Here is a 16751-nt window from a genome sequence, read left to right as displayed (position 1 = left end):
TGCGCTGTACCTCATTTTATTCCACCGGAAAATTGAAATAGGTATCGGTGTAAGGCTCATTTTTAAGCGTGTAGTGCCACCACTCTTCCTCATAGCGCTTGAACCCGGCATTCTCCATAAGGCCCAGAAGCACAGCCCGGTTGGCCTCCTGCTGCGGGCTCAGCCCCTTGGCCCCGTGGTGCGAGGCCGCGCCAAAAAAGTCAAAGGGGGTGCCCATGTCCACCTCTTTGCCGCTCTGCCTGTCAACAAGGGTGAGGTCTACCGTGCTGCCGCGCGAATGCCCGGAGCGCGTGGCAACATAACCCAGATCAAAAACCCGCGCCTTGTCCACCTGCGGGTAAAAAATCGTCTTCATGCGGGTGTCGGCGGCGTTCATGCCCCAGCGCACAAAATGATCCACTGCTGACTGGGGGCGGTAGGCGTCATAAATTTTCAGGGTATAGCCTTTCTCTTCCGCCGTAGTTGCGGCCTTACACAGAGCATTCGCCGCAGGCTCGGTCAAGATTGCCTGGGGCGCAAGATATCCGTTGATGCGCTCTCCAACAAAGTTATAGGAAGAAAAATAGCGTATTTCCTGAATAATATTCTGGCAGTTGTCGCTGACATGCACAAAACCATCGTGCATGGCCGCCTGCGCGTGCCAAGGAAACAGCATTCCCAAGGCCAGCACCAACATCTGCAAAAAAAGAAGCGGATCGCATTTACGGCGCGCAATCATGGTCGTCTCCTTAATTTTTTCAGCACCCTGCGCTGACGGCAAAACCCGTTACACCAGTTCGGCATTGCACATTATAATGGTTCAGTCGTCAATATGCCACATTTTGACCTTTTACCTTCAAGAAGGCATACTTGGCGGATGAACACAAAAATACCAGGGAGCGCAGCATGAAACTGCTGGAAAAAGCCCGCGCGGCCGGTTGAGCCGCCAAGCTGGCTCCAGGGGCCCTGGAGCGACTTTTACACGGCCTGCCGTCTGATACGCGCCCTGACCTTGAGGCCAGGGTTCTGGCTGGTCGCGCCCGGAACGAAGACGCCGTGGTGCTGACCGTTCCCCCTGGCTGCGCCCTGGTGCAGACCGTGGATATTCTTGCGCCCATTGTCAACGATGCCTTTGCCTTTGGGCGCATTGCCGCCGCCAACGCGCTTTCGGATGTCTACGCCATGGGCGGCCAGCCGTGGAGCGCCATGAACGTGGCCTTTTTTCCGCAGGCTCTGGCAGAGGACGACCCGCAGCACATACTGGAAAACATTTTGCGCGGCGGCCTTGACGCCATGAATGAGGCCGGGGCCGTGCTGGCTGGCGGCCACACGGTGCAGGACGAGGAACTCAAGTACGGTCTGGCGGTCACGGGCATCATAGACCCCTCCCACATGGCCCGCAACGATGGCCTGAAACCGGGCCAGACCCTGTTGCTGACCAAACCGCTGGGCACGGGAGTGCTCGCCACTGCGGTCAAGGCCCGCTGGGATGGAGCCGAAGAAAGCGAGGCCGAGGTAACACGCTGGTGCTCCCGCCTCAACAGTGTTGCCGGAGGCGTCGTGCGCGACCTCAAAATCGCCGCAGCCACAGACATAACAGGCTTTGGCCTTGGCGGGCACGCGCTTGAAATGGCCCTTGCCTCGGGCGTTACCGTGGTCTTGAATGCCGAGGCACTGCCCCTCATGCCTCGGGCCCTTGAGTACGCGCGCGATGGGCTTATACCCGCAGGCAGCCACCTGAACCGAAAATATTGGGCTTGTTCCACTCGTGTGGAAGACGGCGTGGACGAAGCGCTCACGAGCCTCGCCTTTGACGCGCAGACCTCCGGCGGGCTGCTGCTGGCCGTGCCGCCAGAGCTGGTGCCGCAGGCCCGCGAAATGCTGCTGGCCGGGGGTGATCTGGCCTGCGAGGTGGGCGAGATTATTGCACCAAGGCCTGACGGCGCAGCCCTGGTGCTGCGCTGAAGCCGCACGGGTGCGGCCGAGTCTGAGCTGGATATGCGGCGCATGCCGTCCACGCGCCGCGCGCTCCGCACCGGGATAGTAATTTCGGCCAGTTTTTTAAAAAAAATTGCTTGCCGTACCGCCATTGCGACTTATTTATGACGGAGATTTTCGGTTAACGCCCTCCCGCCCGGCACAGACCCGGCATCAGGCGCGCCGCTCACGGCTTGCAGCCCACCGGCAAGTGTGCTATGGAAACACGCTTTGCGAGAGTGGCGGAATTGGTAGACGCACTGGACTTAGAATCCAGCACCACTGGTATGGGGGTTCAAGTCCCCCCTCTCGCACCATCTACCTCACCAAGAAAAGGAGTCCCTCGTGGAATATAGCGCAGAAGACATTTCGCCGGTCAGAAAAAAGGTCGTCATCACCACCGAAGCCCAGGAAGTGGAAGCAGCCATCATGGGCGCCGTGGCGCTGTACAAAACATCGGTGCAGCTGGACGGTTTCCGCAAGGGCAAGGTTCCGGCGTCGGTCATCGAGCAGCGCTTCCGCGACAAGATTTATGAAGAAGCCCGCCAGGATCTGATCAACGTCCACATCAACGACGTGATGCAGAAGCTCGACGTTTCGCCCCTCGCCGGCGTTGACGTGGACGCCAAGGGCACCTTTGAACGCGGTCAGGGCTACGAATACAGCGTCGAATTTGAAGTGCTGCCCTCCTTCACCCTTCCTCCTTATGAAGGCATGGAAGTGGAGCAGGAAAAAGTGGTCGTGGACGAAAAGGAAGTGCAGGAAGTTATCGACCGCATCCGCCGCGACCGTGGCGAGCTTGTGCCCGTTGAAGGCGCTGGCCCCGCTGTGGACGGTCAGGTTGCCACCATCGACTTTGCCGCCTTTGAAAACGGCGAACCCCTGGAAGGCGTGAAGGCCGAAAGCTTTGACCTCGCCCTTGGCGAACGTCAGGCTCTTGAAGATTTTGAAGCCCTGGTGAAGACCATCCGCTACGGCGAAGAAGGCGAAGGCCAGATCACCTTCCCCGAAGATTTTCTTGCCAAGGATCTGGCAGGCAAAACCGTCACCATGAAGGTACGCGTGCACGCCATCAAGGAGCGCAAGCTTCCTGAACTGAACGACGACCTCGCCAAGACCGTTGGCCTTGAAAGCGTGGAAAAACTGCGCGAAGCCATCACCGGCAGCTACACCCAGAGCCGCGTCAACCTCAACAAGAGCGCCGCGCAGAAGACCCTGCTTGACCGTCTGCTGAAGATGGTTGAATTTGAACTGCCCCCCAGCCTTGTGGACACCCAGGTGCGCACCCTGCTGGGCGACATGGCCGCCCGCTTTGAACGTCAGGGCCGCAGCCTTGATTCTCTTGGCAAAAGCATGGACGAACTGCGCGCCGAAGTGCAGCCCCAGGCTGACGAACTGGCCCGCTCGCAGGTTCTGCTGCTTTCCATCGCCAAGAAAGAAGCACTTGACGTTACCGACAATGAGGTCAACACTCAGATTTACCAGATGAGCATGCGCACTGGCGAAGATTTCAAGACCCTGCGTGAAAGCTATGAACGCTCGGGAATGATCTTTGTGCTGCGTGACCGCATGCTGGCCGACAAGGCCATGGATCTGATCTACGCCAAGTCCAAGGTGACCGAAGTGGAGCCCAAGGCGCCAGCCGAGGGCGACGCCGCGCCGGGCGCACCCGCCAGCGCTCAGGACTAACTGAAGTATAAGGGAGGCGGCCTTAAGGCCGCCTTTTGGTTTTATTTTGCGGCAACACCGCACCCAACCGGCCCACACGCCGTGCCAAGAGGCTCATATGTCGCTTGTCCCCATGGTTATTGAAACCACAGGCCGCTCCGAGCGGGCCTATGACATCTATTCGCGTCTGCTCAAGGACCGCATCGTTTTGCTTGGCTCCGAGGTCAACGATACCGTTGCTTCCCTCATCTGCGCCCAGTTGCTCTTCCTTGAATCGCAAGACCCCGAAAAAGAAATCTATCTCTACATAAATTCCCCCGGCGGCTCTGTTACCGCCGGGCTTGCCATTTATGACACCATGCGCTTTATCTCCTCGCCTGTGGCGACTGTGTGCATGGGCCGCGCCGCCAGCATGGGCGCATTCTTGCTGGCCGCTGGCAAGCCTGGCATGCGTTTTGCTTTGCCCAACAGTCAGATCATGATTCACCAGCCTTCGGGCGGTTTTCAGGGCCAGGCCACGGATATTGAAATCCACGCGCGCGAGGTGCTGCGCCTCAAGGAACGCCTCAACCGCATGCTGGCCGACAACACGGGCCGTCCCTACAAGGATATTGTCAAAGCTACCGAACGCGATAACTTTTTGACTCCTGAGGAAGCCAAGGAACTCGGCATCATTGACCGCGTGCTTGTATCGCGCAATGAAATGGCTCAGGAAAAGAGCGAGTAATATGGCCAAGAACGATAAACCTACGGTGAGCGAACCCCTGCGCTGCTCCTTTTGCGGGCGCAGCGAGCTTGAGGTTCGCAATCTCATCGTGCAGGACGGCGCCAGCATTTGCGACAAATGCATCAAGGCCTGCAACGAAATTATCGCCCGCGACCAGATGGAAAGCCCCCAGAGCGAAGAACGCCTTCTTTCGCCCCAGGAAATCAAGGATCGCCTTGACCAGTATGTCATCGGACAGAACGAGGCCAAGAAAATCCTTTCTGTAGCGGTGCACAACCACTACAAGCGGGTGTTTTACGCCAGCGCCCTGGGCGACGAGGTTGAGCTTGAAAAAAGCAACATCCTCCTTGTCGGCCCCTCGGGCAGCGGTAAAACCCTGCTTGCCAAAACTTTGGCCCGCGTTCTGCGCGTGCCCTTTGCCATTGCCGACGCCACGACCCTCACGGAAGCTGGCTATGTGGGCGAAGACGTGGAAAACATCCTGGTGCAACTGCTCCAGAATGCGGACTATGATCTGGAAGCCGCCAGCAAGGGCATCATTTATATTGACGAAATCGACAAGATTTCCCGCAAGGGCGATGGCCCCTCCATCACGCGCGACGTCTCCGGCGAAGGCGTGCAGCAGGCCCTGCTCAAGATCATCGAAGGCACCGAGGCCAATATTCCTCCCAAGGGCGGGCGCAAGCACCCCCAGCAGGAATTTATCCGCATGAACACGAGCAACATCCTGTTCATCGTGGGCGGCGCTTTTGTGGGTCTGGACAAGATCGTGGGCGGCCGCATGAGCGGCGGCGCAATGGGGTTTGGCGCCAAGGTGCGCGCCAGCAAGGAAATGCCCCTTGGCGAACTGCTCGACAAGGTGCATCCGCAAGATCTGGTGAAGTTCGGCCTCATCCCCGAATTTGTGGGCCGTATCCCCATCATCACCCATGTGGACGAATTGGACGAACCCGATCTGGTGCGCATTCTCACCGAACCCAAGAACGCTCTGGTGCGCCAGTACCAGAAGCTTTTTGAGCTTGAGAATGTTGACCTGCGCTTTACGCCCAATGCCCTCAAGGCCATTGCCGCCAAAGCCATTGAGCGCAAAACGGGCGCTCGCGGCCTGCGCAACGTGATGGAACGCACCATGCTCGACATCATGTTCAAGCTGCCTTCCCTGCCCAATGTGCGCGAATGCCTGATCAATCAGGCTGTTATCGACAAGGGCAAGGAACCGGTGCTGCTGTTTGGCGACAAGGCAGAAAACGCCGATACGTCCAAGGCCCAGGCCGGGGGCGACAAGGCCTCTTAGCCAGCCGCCTGAATTGCGCGCGTTCTGCCATGCAGCAGGCACGTAAAGGGGTACCGCCAATGGCTTGACCCCGCAGGTTAAAGCTGGCGCGTTGGCAACATTAGAGTTGCGGCGCACCGTGCGGGTTTTCCTCAAATCCGCGCTGTGGAATAGACTGCAAGGCGACCCTTGCGCTCTTCGGCCAGCCAGCCGCAGGGCAACAGCAAACACCCCGCCTGACGCAGGCATTTCACGGCAAAAAAGCTCTAAGTTCCGCCGGGCGGCGCAGGCCGCCGTCCGGCTTTTTTTCAGGGGAGAATTATGACAGACGAAATGCGCGGCTCTGACGCTTATATTGAACTGCCCATCATGCCTTTGCGCGAGGTGGTCATGTTCCCCCGCTCCATCATGCCGCTCTTTGTGGGGCGCGAGGCCTCCATCAAGGCCATCGAAGCCGCACAGGCCACCTACAGCAAGCAGATATTTCTTGTGGCCCAGCGCGAGCCGGAGCTGGAAAAGCCCGATGCTCAGGATCTTTCGCCTGTAGGCGTGGTCAGCAAGGTGCTTCAGATGCTGCGCCTGCCCGACGGCACCATCAAGGTGCTGTTTGAAGGCGTATATCGCGCCACTTGGGAAAACCTGCACGAAGACGAGCAGTGCGCCATGGTGGGCGTGCGCCGCCGCGCCGAAAAGCAGAGCCGCCCCGAAGAGCGCGAGGCTCTGGTGCGCGCCGTGCACGAGGCGCTTGAAGAATACGGCAAGAACAACAAAAAGATTTCGCAGGAGGCCGTGCTCTCCATTCTTGCCTTGCAGGAAATCGGCCCTCTGGCCGATGCCATCATCCCGCACCTCAAGGTTGATTACCGCAAAAAGCAGGAAGCCCTTGAGATCGACGACGCCACCCAGCGCCTTGAGCTTGCCTATGAGCTTTTGCAGGGCGAGGTGGCCCTTGCCACGGTTGAAAAGCGCATCAAGAACCGCGTCAAGGTGCAGATGGAGCGCAACCAGCGCGAATATTACCTCAATGAGCAGATCAAGGCCATCAACAAGGAAATGGGGCGCGATGACGACCCCCAGGCCGAAGTTGACGAAATAGAGCAGAAGCTCAAGGCCCGCGATATGCCGGAAGAAGCGCGCGAAAAGGCGCTCTCCGAAGCCAGAAAGCTGCGCAGCATGCCGCCCTCTGCGGCGGAATACACGGTTGTGCGCAACTATGTGGACTGGATTCTGGATCTGCCCTGGAACGACCTCAAGCAGATAGACATCAACCTTGAAAAGGCGCGCGCAATTCTGGACGGCGACCACTTTGGCCTTGAAAAGCCCAAGGAACGCATTCTGGAATACCTTGCCGTGCAGAAGCTTTCCCAGGGGCTCAAAGGCCCCATCCTCTGCTTTGTCGGCCCCCCCGGCGTGGGTAAAACCTCGCTTGCCAAGTCCGTGGCCCGCGCCACAGGGCGCGATTTTGTGCGCCTCTCCCTTGGCGGCGTGCGCGACGAGGCCGAAATCCGGGGGCACCGCCGCACCTATGTGGGCGCGCTGCCGGGCAAGATCATCCAGTCCCTCAAGCGGGTGAAGTTCAACAATCCCCTCTTCTGCCTGGACGAAGTGGACAAGATGACCTCCGACTACCGTGGCGACCCCGCCTCGGCCCTGCTGGAAGTGCTCGACCCGGAACAGAACAATACCTTCATGGATCACTACCTTGATCTGGAGTATGATCTTTCCAAAGTTTTCTTTATCACCACGGCCAACTCGCTGCACTCCATCCCTGTGCCGCTGCTTGACCGCATGGAGATCATCGAGCTCAACAGCTACCTTGAAACGGAAAAACGCCACATCGCCCGCCGCTTCCTGCTGCCCCGCCAGCTGGAGGAGCACGGCCTCAAGGAAGGCAACATCCGCGTGTCGGACAACGCCATTCTCGAGATCATCCGCTCCTACACGCGCGAGGCCGGGGTGCGTAACCTTGAACGCGAAATTGCCGCCCTGTGCCGCAAAACCGCCATCAAGCTTGTGGAAGACGACGACACCGAAAAGTGCGTCAACATCTCCCGCCAGAGCCTGCCTTCCATGCTGGGCGTAAAAAAATACCGCCATGACGAACGCGAAAGCGAACCTCAGGTGGGTGTGTGCGCTGGCCTTGCCTATAACCAGCGCGGCGGCGAAATTCTGCTGGTCGAAACCAGCCTCATGGCAGGTTCCGGCCATGTGGTGACTACGGGTCAGCTTGGCGAAGTCATGACGGAATCTGCCAAGGCGGCCCTTTCGTATGTGCGTTCACGGGCTGAAGTGCTGGGCCTTGATCCCCGCTTCCACCGCAAGATAGATATCCACGTGCACGTGCCTGCTGGCGCAACGCCCAAGGACGGCCCCTCGGCGGGCATCACCCTGGCGACGTCCATCACCTCCGCCCTGCTGGGCATTCCCGTGCGCAACGATGTAGCCATGACCGGCGAAATCTCCTTGCGCGGCAGGGTGCTGCCCATCGGCGGGCTGCGAGAGAAATTGCTGGCAGCGCGCCGCAGCGGTATCAAAAAAGTGATCATGCCCCGCGATAATGAAAAAGACCTCAAGGAAGTGCCGGACGAAGTGCTGCGCGACCTGGAGATCGTTTTTGTTGACCATGTGGATGAAGTGCTGCCTCAGGCCCTTGCCGCCACGGCAGAAGAAATCTTCTCCGGCCGGGCCACGGCGCTGCCCATCAGCCGCATTCTGCGGCCCGAAAAGCACGATGACGACAAGAATCAGCCTGCGCAGTAGCGCACGGCGAAAGTGATAAAAAATCAGCGATAAAAAAAGGGAGCCATCTGGCTCCCTTTTTTAATTCCTTGCTGGTGCCTGGTGCACCAAGTCAGCAGAATCTGCTACGGCTCCACAGCGCGGCTTTCTGCCGCCACCTTGCGCAGCAGGGATTCCATATTGGCTACAGAGGTCAGGCGCATCTCGCCGTTAGCGGATGTCACCCGGCCCGTCACGTCATAGGATTCGCCGTTGCCGCCGTCATGCACCACAAAGGGCACAAGCCAGCCATCACCATCGCGCCTGGCCTGCCCCACGTTTTTGATTTCCTTGCGCCCGGTGGAGGCATCGGCAAACAGCGGAGCAAGCAGCCCCTGCGCGGTATTGCCCGAAGGCTTGCGGCCAGCAAATGCGCCGGAAGAAATGCCATTGAGCACAAAGGCCCGGGTTTCGTTCAGCAACAGGGAGCGCACGTTGCCCTCCTTGGACGCCGCCTGCGTAAAGAGCAAGGCAACCATGGGCGGCAGATCCTTTGCCGCCTCCGGATCCTGCGCGCGGCGCACAAAAAGATTCAGCGCCTGCTCAAGAATGGCGTCCACATCCACCTGCCGCTCAAAAGCTGCCACGTCAGACTTGTCCACAGCGCCGCCAGCTTCCAGAATGCACTGGCGCGGATCATTTGCGGCAAAGGCAAAGCCGGACTGCACCACAACCGCCGCCCACAGCAGGGCCGCTGCGAAATGGTAAGGCACACGAGCAAAGCCTCTGCAGCCCGCATCTTTTACACCCACTTCCACACTGGCAGTCCGCCCAACAAAATTCAGCATATTTCCTCCGGCAACTGGCCCTTGAGCACAAGGGGCAGACCGCAGCTTACAAAAAGTACCGTGCCGCACACGCGGGCCAGCGCCTGATTGGCAAGGCCCAGCGTATCCTGAAAACGACGTCCGAGGCTCGACATGGCAACCATGCCAAGGCCAGCCTCCACGCTCACCAGCGCCAGCGGCAGGGGATAGGCCTCAATGCTGGCGGCCAGAGCCTCCACGCGGTCAAGAATATCCCTTTCCGTCATGTCCGCAGCCATAAGATTGGCTACCCACAGGCTCACGCAGTCAAACAGCACAACCCCCGGCCCCTTGCCGTCGGGCTGGGCCGCAGACATCTGCGATGCCAGAGCGCCAGCCGGGTCAAGCGGCTCTTCAAGGCAATGCCAGCCCTGACCGCGCTCCTGCTTGTGCCGGGCAATACGCGCCGCCATTTCTTCATCGTCCGCGCGGCCCGTGGCCAGATATAGCCGCTGCGGGGCTTGCGCCTCGGCCCAGCGCTGTGCCAGACCGCTTTTGCCGCTGCGTGTGCCGCCAACAAAAAGAACTGCTGCGCCCATTACTGCTGACCGCCCACGCGGGGGGCTGGCGCACGTTCTGTGCCGCCAAGCGAGTTTTCTGCAGGCAGCGCGGGGGCCGCATGCCCCTGCGGCGGGGTCAGCTGCGGGGAGGTCTGCACATGCCCGGCGTTTTGTGCGGCATTAGGGGCCACATTTGGCACGGCATTGCCTGCGCCATTAGGAATCGCCCCCGGTGCGGGGCTTTGCGGCTGGAACGGCGTACCTGTTCCGGCCTGTGCGCTGCGCCGCGCCAGATCGCGCAACACTCCCGCCGAGGCCTGCACCGAGGCAAGGGCCTGAGCGTCTGCGCGCAGGCGGCGGTCAACCCACTGGGCCACAAACAGCAGGGAATCATCATCCAGCGTCTGCCCGCCGTTCTGGCGTATGGCCGCAACCAGGGTGCGCTGCAAGGCGGCGCGTTCCTCAAGCGCACGGCGGTACCGGGCGCTCAGGCCGTCCACCCGCAGTTGCGCTGTGGATATCTGCGCTTCGGGAGCATTGCTCTCCCGCAACTGGTCTACCGCAAACACGGCTTCGGCCATCTGGGCGTTAATTTCCACTACCCCTTGCGCGGATTTGTCCTGCTCGCGCAGGCGGGCATCAAGATTGGGAACAGTGGCCACGCCTTCAAGCGCGCCAGCCAGAATCACAAGACGCCCGGCCAGCGCCATGTGCAACTGGCGGATCTGCTCTGGCGTAAAGCCCTTGGAGGCAGCATCGCGGTTGACGGCGTCCAGAAAGCGGTCCGCATAGAGGGTGTACAGCCCGCGCAGCATGGTGGGGTGAAAGGCATAGCGCAGCAGGGCTTCGCGCCCGCCCTTGCCGTCAGTGACATTGGCAAACTTTGCACCGTAGCGCTGATTGAGCGCCTGCACACTAACGTTCAGCGTGCCGCTCTGCGGGCCGGGCTTGAACCGGGCCACAACAAAGGCCGCCAGATCTTCCACAAATTCCATGCGGATGTGGCTGTCTTCCGTCACCTTCTGGGGCATCTGCGCCCCGTTCTGCTGCGGATACATCCCGGCAGGCGTTGAGCCATCTACAGGCGCACCCACGCTGCCCTGCACTGTTTGCCCGGCCAGAGTGCCGGGGGAGGTGGGCGGGCTGACAACAGAAATGGGCGGGGGCGGCGGCGCATCGCGCAGCACATCACCCACACCGGCCAGCGGAGTGCCGCTGGTGGCATTGTTTATGATGTCGGCGGCTTTGTCCTTCCACTGGTCGCGGGTTGATTTATCGCGTGTAAGCCAGTAGGTCGCGCCGCCCAGCGCCAAAACAGCCAGCAGCGCCAGTACCACGGCCTTGCGCGCGCCCGCGCGTGCGGGACGGGGCTTGGGCATATTCACAATGTCCGGCACGTCCAGAGGCTTTTTTTCCAATTTCATAAAATTCTCCTAATGCGGCAGGCATGGGGCCGTGGCACAACGGGTACAGCCCTGAGCGCCGCAAAAACGGCATACCGAGCCATTATTTCCGTTTATTGCGCGTAAATGCTAGCATTGCTTCCCTGCGCTGTGAAGACATTTTCCAGAGAGTTTCTGGATACGGGGCAGACATTGCCCGCATTGCACCCCAACGGGCGGCGGGGTATAGTAGGCAAATTCGTACGCAGTTTTTTATGAGAGGCTTTTTATGCATACCCCTGCCAACATCCTCACCATTGCCGGTTCTGATTCCGGCGGCGGCGCCGGCATTCAGGCTGACCTGAAAACAATCATGGCGCTCGGCGGTTACGGCATGAGCGTCATCACCGCCCTTACCGCGCAGAACGGATTGGGCGTTACAGGAATTCATGCGCCGGATGCCGATTTTGTGCGCTTGCAACTGCGCACGGTGCTTGAAGGTTTTTCCGTCAAGGCCGCAAAAACAGGCATGCTTTTTTCTGCCCCCATCATCCGCGCCGTTGCGGACGAACTGCGCAACCGCGACTTCCCCCTTGTGGTTGACCCTGTTTCCGTGAGCCAGAGCGGCAGCCGCCTGTTGCAGGAAGACGCCGTGACAGCACTGGTGGAAGAAATGCTGCCCGGCTGCGACCTGCTGACCCCCAACCGCCCCGAGGCGGAAATGCTCACCGGCATGAGCATCAGCAGCCTTGAAGACGCAGAGGCCGCAGGCCAGAAGCTGCTTGCCATGGGTGCGCGCGCAGTGCTCATCAAGGGCGGGCACATGGAAAGCTCCATCGTTGTTACAGACTGCCTGTGCGTGCCCGGCGAACAGCCCAAACACCTCCCTCAGGCCAAGGTGGAGACGGAAAACAACCACGGCACGGGCTGCACGCTTTCTGCCGCCATCGCCACAGGGCTTGGGCGTGGTTTGCCCCTACAGGTTGCTGTAACCCGGGCGCAGGAATTTCTTAATCTTGCCCTGCGTAAAAGCTATGCCCCCGGCAAGGGCTGCGGCCCGGTAAACCACGCTGCGGATTTAAACATCAAATAGGCATTTGCCCGCCTGTCAGCCGCAGGGCCCTTTTCCGCCGCCGCATGGCAGGCGGATTGGCCCACTGTTTGCAGATTCCCCCTGTGGATATTCAGGGCGTCAAAATCAAGGCGGTGCGGCGTGCCTTTTCGTTTCAAGTTACAGAAAATACTCGACTACCGGGAACAGCTTGAAGAAGAAGCCAAGGTTGATCTGGCCAACAAGCAGAAACTCCTGGAAGAAGCGCGCGCACTTTTTGAACGCCTGAAGGCTGAACTGCGACAGACCGAAGACCGTTTGTTTGAATCAGCCCTTGTGCCGCAGGCGGAACGCTGGCTGCTGGAGCAGTATGTAAAAGGATTGCGGGGCGATGTAGCCAATGCCGCCTTGCAGACCCGCATGCACGAACAGCTTGTTGACGAAGCCCGCAAACTGCTGGCTGCGCGCGCCATTGAAAAAAAACTGCTGGAAAAGCTCAAGGAACGCCAAAACCAGCAGTATATTCGTGAGGAACAACTGAAGGAGCAACGCGTCAATGACGAAACAGCCACACTCCGCTACAAAGCTCCGGCTCTCTAAGCTATTCCGCTGGCTGGCGGTGCTCTGCTTTATGAAGCTTACCATCCTCGGCCTGTTGCTGCTGGATGTGCCCGTGCCCTCCTGGCTTGGCGGATCGCCCAAGGATGCCACGGTAGCCGTGAACGAGCCGCGCAATGGGCAGGAGCAGGCTGAAACCGTGGCTCCTGTTGCTGATGCGGCCCCCTCTGGTCTGGCGCAAAGCGTCAGTTCTACACTTTCGTCCATGGGTTCGGCCCTTGATTCTGTTGTAGACAACATCAAGGACAAAACTGAAAAGAGCCAGAGCGACCCGCAAGGTTCTGCCGCCGCCCGCATGGCCGCAGCGGTCAAACCCCATGCTGATCAAACCACCAGCGTGACCGATGCCGCCCTGCCCGCACCGCTTATCCGTGCAACGGCCTCAGGCGGCGCACCTGAAACTGCGGCGGCTTCCAAGGCTCCCAGCCAGACATTTTCTCCAAATTTTCCCGAACCGCAGGCCCTGCCTGCCCCACAGGCGGAACCGGGCACATCCGCCCCTTCCGGTAGCCTGATTGTTTCTGCCAGACCCAACCGCGCCAGCGAATCCGAATGGCTGGACGCCCTGGGCCTGAGCAATCTGCCCATCCCCGGCCTTGGCAGCGTACAGGCCGCACACGCGGCAGCGCTGGACATGCCTGTTCCCCAGACGCCCACTGGCGGGCAATCGCCCTTTGCTCCCGCAGAGCAAACCGCCCCGCTGACCATACCCGGCGCCCCCCCCATACCGGCAAACATTCCGCGCGGTCAGGGCACGGACGGCGCACCTTTGCCGCCGCGCGGCGCGGCAGGCAACAGCGACGGCTTTTTGCCCCCCTTGCCGCAGGGGCAAAGCTCGGGCACACTGCCCGTCCCCACGGTGCAGCAGCCTCAGGGCGCGTATTCCAACGACCCCAACACCAAGGCCCAGGAACTGGCGCGCCAGCAGCAGGATATTCTTGTGCTGCGCCAGCAGATGGATCAGCGCCTCAAGGACATTCAGGAAACTGAAAAGAAAATGCAGGACATGATCCGCGAGGCCAGGGGCATTGAAAACGAAAAAGTTCACCGGCTGGTTCTCACCTATTCCATGATGAAACCCAAAGCAGCCGCCAAGGCTCTGGAAAGCATGGACGAACGTGTGGCCATCCGCATTCTTTCCGGCATGTCGCCCAAGCAGTCAGGCGAAATCCTCACCTACGTTTCCCCGGCCAAGACAGCCAAGCTTACGGAGCTTATCACCCGCATGAGGATACCTGATTAATGCGCCTCAAGCTTTTGATCGCCTATGTGGGCACCTGCTACAGCGGCTGGCAGATACAGGAAAAGCCGAGCCCGCCGCCCACAGTTCAGGGCGAGATGGAAAAGGCCCTGCGCACCATCACAGGGCAGAACATACGCGCCCACGGCTCGGGCCGCACCGATTCCGGCGTGCATGCCCACGGGCAGGTTGTGCACTGCGATGTGCCCGATGCGCGGGCCAACATGGACTGGCGGCGCAGCCTCAACGCTGTTTTGCCCCGCGACATCCGCGTGCTGGAAGCCATGCAGGCCGCGCCGGACTTCCACGCACGCAAGGATGCCCTGCGCAAAACTTACGCCTATCAGTTCTGGCTGGAACAGACCTTTATGCCGCCGCAACTGACACCCTTTGTGTGGAAATGCGGCCCCATGAATATTGAGGCCATGCGCGCCGCCCTGCCCCACCTGACGGGCCTGCACGACTTTGCCGCGCTACGCAATGTGGGTACGGATGTGGAAAGCACAGAGCGCACGGTGCTGCAAACCGAGCTGCACGCAATGCCCCCCTGCGAATTTTATCCGCCGCACGCGCCCATGCTGCGCTTTATTGTGACTGCCGATGGCTTTCTCAAGCAGATGGTGCGCAATATGGCGGGCTTGCTGGCTGCCTGCGGCCAAGGCAAGGTGCAGCCAAAGGATATCCCCGCCCTGCTTGCCACACGCGACCGCCGGGATGTGCCCTCCGTCACCGCGCCGCCGCAAGGGCTGGCACTGGTGAACGTGGTGTACCCCGAGGCCTGATAGCCGCACACATTGTTGTGCCCCCTCTGCCGCAAACAAAAAGCCCATAAATACAAAAGGCCGTCCATCTCTGAACGGCCTTTTCCTTTTACCAATGACTTTTGACTAAGCCTGATTTTTCATTTTTTCTATAACCCGCTGGAGTGACTGAGCCTGTTGCGTCAGGTCTGCAACAGCACCGGAAGCCTGCTCCATAGCTTGAGCGGTTTGGACAGAAATTGTCGCCACCTGCTCAACAGACTGATTGATCTCTTCGCTGGCGGCGGATTGCTGCTCGCTGGCGGTAGCAATGGACTGAACCTGATCGTTGACCAGATGGACGAGCTCAAGGATTTTCTTGAGCGATTCGCCGGAACGTACCGACATGGTGGTTGCACTTTCAATAGTCACGGCAACCTGCTCGACATTCTGGATATTCTTGCGGGTGCCAGCCTGAATGCCCGTAATGGCCTGACCCACTTCTTGCGTGGCAGACATGGTTTTTTCCGCCAGTTTGCGCACTTCATCCGCAACGACGGCAAAACCTCTGCCAGCATCACCCGCGCGAGCGGCCTCAATGGCGGCGTTCAGCGCCAGCAGGTTGGTCTGGTCGGCGATGTCGGCAATGACCCCCATAATCTGGCCGATGCTCTCCGCCTGCTTGCCCAGAGCATCCATATCTTCCTTGATGGCAATGGACTGCGTGTGGACGGATTCAATGCCCTTAACAGCATCGTCGAGTATCTGCGAGCCTTCCACGGCCTGTTCCCTGGTCTGATGCGAAACATCCGCTGCCTGCTGGGCATTCTTGGCCACTTCCAGCACAGTGGCGTTCATTTCCTCCATGGCCGTTGCGGTTTCACGCACACGGCCAGACTGCTCGTCAGCCCCCCGGCTGGACTGCACAATCTGTTCAGAAAGCGCTTCTGACGCGGACGACACGATCTGCACAATCCCTTCAAGCTGCTGGGCAGCCTGGAGCATGCCTTCCGCCTTGGCCCGCTCTGCCCGGCGAGTTGCCTCCTCGGCAAGAGCGGTTGCTTCCTGCGCGGCTTTAGCCTGTTGCGCGGCCTGCTGCGATTTGCTGTCTGCTTCGGCAATTTTGGCTTTGAGGTTGCCAACCATTTTTATGAGCACACCGTAAACGCCGCCATCGCCGGAATACGGCTTGAATGCCAGATCAAGCTGACCGGCGGCTATTTCCGATGCCACGTGATGCAAATAACCGGGATCCTCGCCAAGCTGCTTCGTCACACCCCTGATAATCAAAATGGAAATAGCTGTGGCAGCGAGCATTACCGCAATTATCAACGAGATCGTAAGCAGCTTCCCTCGTTTGTATGAAGTTTCCGCGTCAGCAGCTGAAGCCTTGCTCCCCTTGTTATTGATATCAATAATAACTTTTAGCTGATCAAGGGCTTCAACATACTGCGCTCTGGCCGGGCCAAGCACCAACTTGACGGCTTCTTCGGTATTGTTGCTTTTGGATAGGGCCTCAACCTTCGCGTGATTTTCCGTGTAGGTCTTCCATGCCGCAAGAAACTTGGGGAATGCAACTTTTTCTTCAGGCTCAGAGATTAGTTTTTCATATTCTTTAACTTTTTCATTAATACTGCCGGTCAAATTCTGTATCTTGTTTTCATACTGACGCATCAATGATTCATCTGTTGTGAGAATGTGAACCAGCTCATTGCGCCTGTATTCATTCACCATGCTATTAATTTCACCAGCAACCTTGATTGTTGGAAGCCAGTTTTCAGAAATATCCTTGACGTCTTTATTTATAGAAGACATCCCAGCAACAGAAAAAAATCCAATAATTATCGAAAATGCCGTTAATAACACTGCAAGAAACACGAGCTTTATCGAAAGCCTCATAATATGCCCCTCAAAACTGTTGTAAATTTACGCTGTTTATCCATTCAAAGTATAAGAATATACTCTCTATAGACGGCTGCAACATTCATAATACTTATCGTTTAACATTATCA

General features: G+C 59.0%; 14 protein-coding genes and 1 tRNA gene. 10 read left to right on the top strand and 5 right to left on the bottom strand.

Going from position 1 to position 16751, the window contains the following annotated elements; genetic code table 11:
* Positions 1–16: 16 nt before the first annotated feature.
* Positions 17–718 carry a M15 family metallopeptidase gene (locus NE637_RS03000; RefSeq protein WP_227117753.1) on the bottom strand — a complete coding sequence of 234 codons (702 nt, stop codon included), beginning with the start codon at positions 716–718 and terminating at the stop codon, positions 17–19.
* A 167-nt stretch (positions 719–885) separates the two neighbouring features.
* Here NE637_RS03000 and selD point away from each other — a divergent pair, with 167 nt between their 5' ends.
* From selD to lon, 6 genes are all read left to right on the top strand, one after another.
* Positions 886–1944 (top strand): selenide, water dikinase SelD, encoded by a 1059-nt coding sequence (gene selD, locus NE637_RS02995; RefSeq protein WP_227117755.1) that lies wholly within the window; start codon positions 886–888, stop codon positions 1942–1944.
* Positions 1945–2189: 245 nt separating this feature from the next.
* A tRNA-Leu gene (locus NE637_RS02990) sits at positions 2190–2273 on the top strand.
* Between the two features lie 28 nt (positions 2274–2301).
* Positions 2302–3645 carry a trigger factor gene (gene tig, locus NE637_RS02985; RefSeq protein ID WP_215647073.1) on the top strand — a complete coding sequence of 448 codons (1344 nt, stop codon included), beginning with the start codon at positions 2302–2304 and terminating at the stop codon, positions 3643–3645.
* Between the two features lie 97 nt (positions 3646–3742).
* Complete coding sequence (clpP, locus tag NE637_RS02980; protein WP_192111300.1) at positions 3743–4351, top strand: ATP-dependent Clp endopeptidase proteolytic subunit ClpP; 609 nt, start codon at positions 3743–3745, stop codon at positions 4349–4351.
* Between the two features lies 1 nt (position 4352).
* The gene (gene clpX / locus NE637_RS02975; RefSeq protein WP_192111299.1) at positions 4353–5645 is read left to right on the top strand and encodes an ATP-dependent Clp protease ATP-binding subunit ClpX; all 1293 of its coding nucleotides are present in this window, start codon (positions 4353–4355) and stop codon (positions 5643–5645) included.
* 300 nt (positions 5646–5945) lie between these two features.
* Positions 5946–8384 (top strand): endopeptidase La, encoded by a 2439-nt coding sequence (lon, locus tag NE637_RS02970; protein WP_192111298.1) that lies wholly within the window; start codon positions 5946–5948, stop codon positions 8382–8384.
* Between the two features lie 104 nt (positions 8385–8488).
* On the opposite strand, the gene NE637_RS02965 is transcribed toward lon, so the two are convergent.
* Genes NE637_RS02965 through NE637_RS02955 form a run of 3 tightly spaced genes read right to left on the bottom strand, consistent with a single transcriptional unit; the run spans position 8489 to position 11132 of the window.
* Positions 8489–9190, bottom strand: coding sequence for a hypothetical protein (locus tag NE637_RS02965; protein WP_227117758.1), 702 nt, complete (start codon positions 9188–9190; stop codon positions 8489–8491).
* On the bottom strand, positions 9184–9747 hold the full coding sequence (locus tag NE637_RS02960; protein WP_227117760.1) for a bifunctional adenosylcobinamide kinase/adenosylcobinamide-phosphate guanylyltransferase: 564 nt from the start codon (positions 9745–9747) through the stop codon (positions 9184–9186). Before NE637_RS02960 ends, NE637_RS02965 begins: the two co-directional genes overlap by 7 nt.
* Positions 9747–11132, bottom strand: coding sequence for a hypothetical protein (locus tag NE637_RS02955; RefSeq protein ID WP_227117762.1), 1386 nt, complete (start codon positions 11130–11132; stop codon positions 9747–9749). Before NE637_RS02955 ends, NE637_RS02960 begins: the two co-directional genes overlap by 1 nt.
* A 247-nt stretch (positions 11133–11379) precedes the next feature.
* Here NE637_RS02955 and thiD point away from each other — a divergent pair, with 247 nt between their 5' ends.
* From thiD to truA, 4 genes are all read left to right on the top strand, one after another.
* A complete protein-coding gene (gene thiD / locus NE637_RS02950) occupies positions 11380–12183 on the top strand; it encodes a bifunctional hydroxymethylpyrimidine kinase/phosphomethylpyrimidine kinase (protein ID WP_192111294.1) in 804 nt (267 codons plus the stop codon).
* A gap of 120 nt (positions 12184–12303) precedes the next feature.
* A complete protein-coding gene (fliJ, locus tag NE637_RS02945; protein WP_192111293.1) occupies positions 12304–12741 on the top strand; it encodes a flagellar export protein FliJ in 438 nt (145 codons plus the stop codon).
* A 31-nt stretch (positions 12742–12772) separates the two neighbouring features.
* Entirely contained in the window at positions 12773–14002 is a 1230-nt protein-coding gene (locus NE637_RS02940; protein WP_227117764.1) for a MotE family protein, read from the top strand.
* Complete coding sequence (gene truA / locus NE637_RS02935) at positions 14002–14781, top strand: tRNA pseudouridine(38-40) synthase TruA (protein WP_192111292.1); 780 nt, start codon at positions 14002–14004, stop codon at positions 14779–14781. Before NE637_RS02940 ends, truA begins: the two co-directional genes overlap by 1 nt.
* Positions 14782–14886: 105 nt before the next feature.
* Here the strand turns inward: truA and NE637_RS02930 are convergent, their stop codons facing one another.
* Entirely contained in the window at positions 14887–16638 is a 1752-nt protein-coding gene (locus tag NE637_RS02930; RefSeq protein ID WP_227117766.1) for a methyl-accepting chemotaxis protein, read from the bottom strand.
* Positions 16639–16751 lie beyond the last annotated feature (113 nt).

Source organism: Desulfovibrio desulfuricans, assembly GCF_024460775.1.
Taxonomy (GTDB): Bacteria; Desulfobacterota; Desulfovibrionia; order Desulfovibrionales; family Desulfovibrionaceae; genus Desulfovibrio; species Desulfovibrio desulfuricans_E.
This window is presented reverse-complemented; position numbering and strand designations above follow the sequence as displayed.

Bases quoted from the DNA above. Each gene is read 5' to 3' on its own strand.
- truA (WP_192111292.1), top strand. From the start codon at position 14,002: ATGCGCCTCAAGCTTTTGATCGCCTATGTGGGCACCTGCTACAGCGGC.
- clpP (WP_192111300.1), top strand. From the start codon at position 3,743: ATGTCGCTTGTCCCCATGGTTATTGAAACCACAGGCCGCTCCGAGCGG.
- NE637_RS02940 (WP_227117764.1), top strand. From the start codon at position 12,773: ATGAAGCTTACCATCCTCGGCCTGTTGCTGCTGGATGTGCCCGTGCCC.
- clpX (WP_192111299.1), top strand. From the start codon at position 4,353: ATGGCCAAGAACGATAAACCTACGGTGAGCGAACCCCTGCGCTGCTCC.
- NE637_RS02955 (WP_227117762.1), bottom strand. From the start codon at position 11,132: ATGAAATTGGAAAAAAAGCCTCTGGACGTGCCGGACATTGTGAATATG.
- NE637_RS03000 (WP_227117753.1), bottom strand. From the start codon at position 718: ATGATTGCGCGCCGTAAATGCGATCCGCTTCTTTTTTTGCAGATGTTG.
- NE637_RS02965 (WP_227117758.1), bottom strand. From the start codon at position 9,190: ATGCTGAATTTTGTTGGGCGGACTGCCAGTGTGGAAGTGGGTGTAAAA.
- NE637_RS02930 (WP_227117766.1), bottom strand. From the start codon at position 16,638: ATGAGGCTTTCGATAAAGCTCGTGTTTCTTGCAGTGTTATTAACGGCA.
- NE637_RS02960 (WP_227117760.1), bottom strand. From the start codon at position 9,747: ATGGGCGCAGCAGTTCTTTTTGTTGGCGGCACACGCAGCGGCAAAAGC.
- lon (WP_192111298.1), top strand. From the start codon at position 5,946: ATGACAGACGAAATGCGCGGCTCTGACGCTTATATTGAACTGCCCATC.
- thiD (WP_192111294.1), top strand. From the start codon at position 11,380: ATGCATACCCCTGCCAACATCCTCACCATTGCCGGTTCTGATTCCGGC.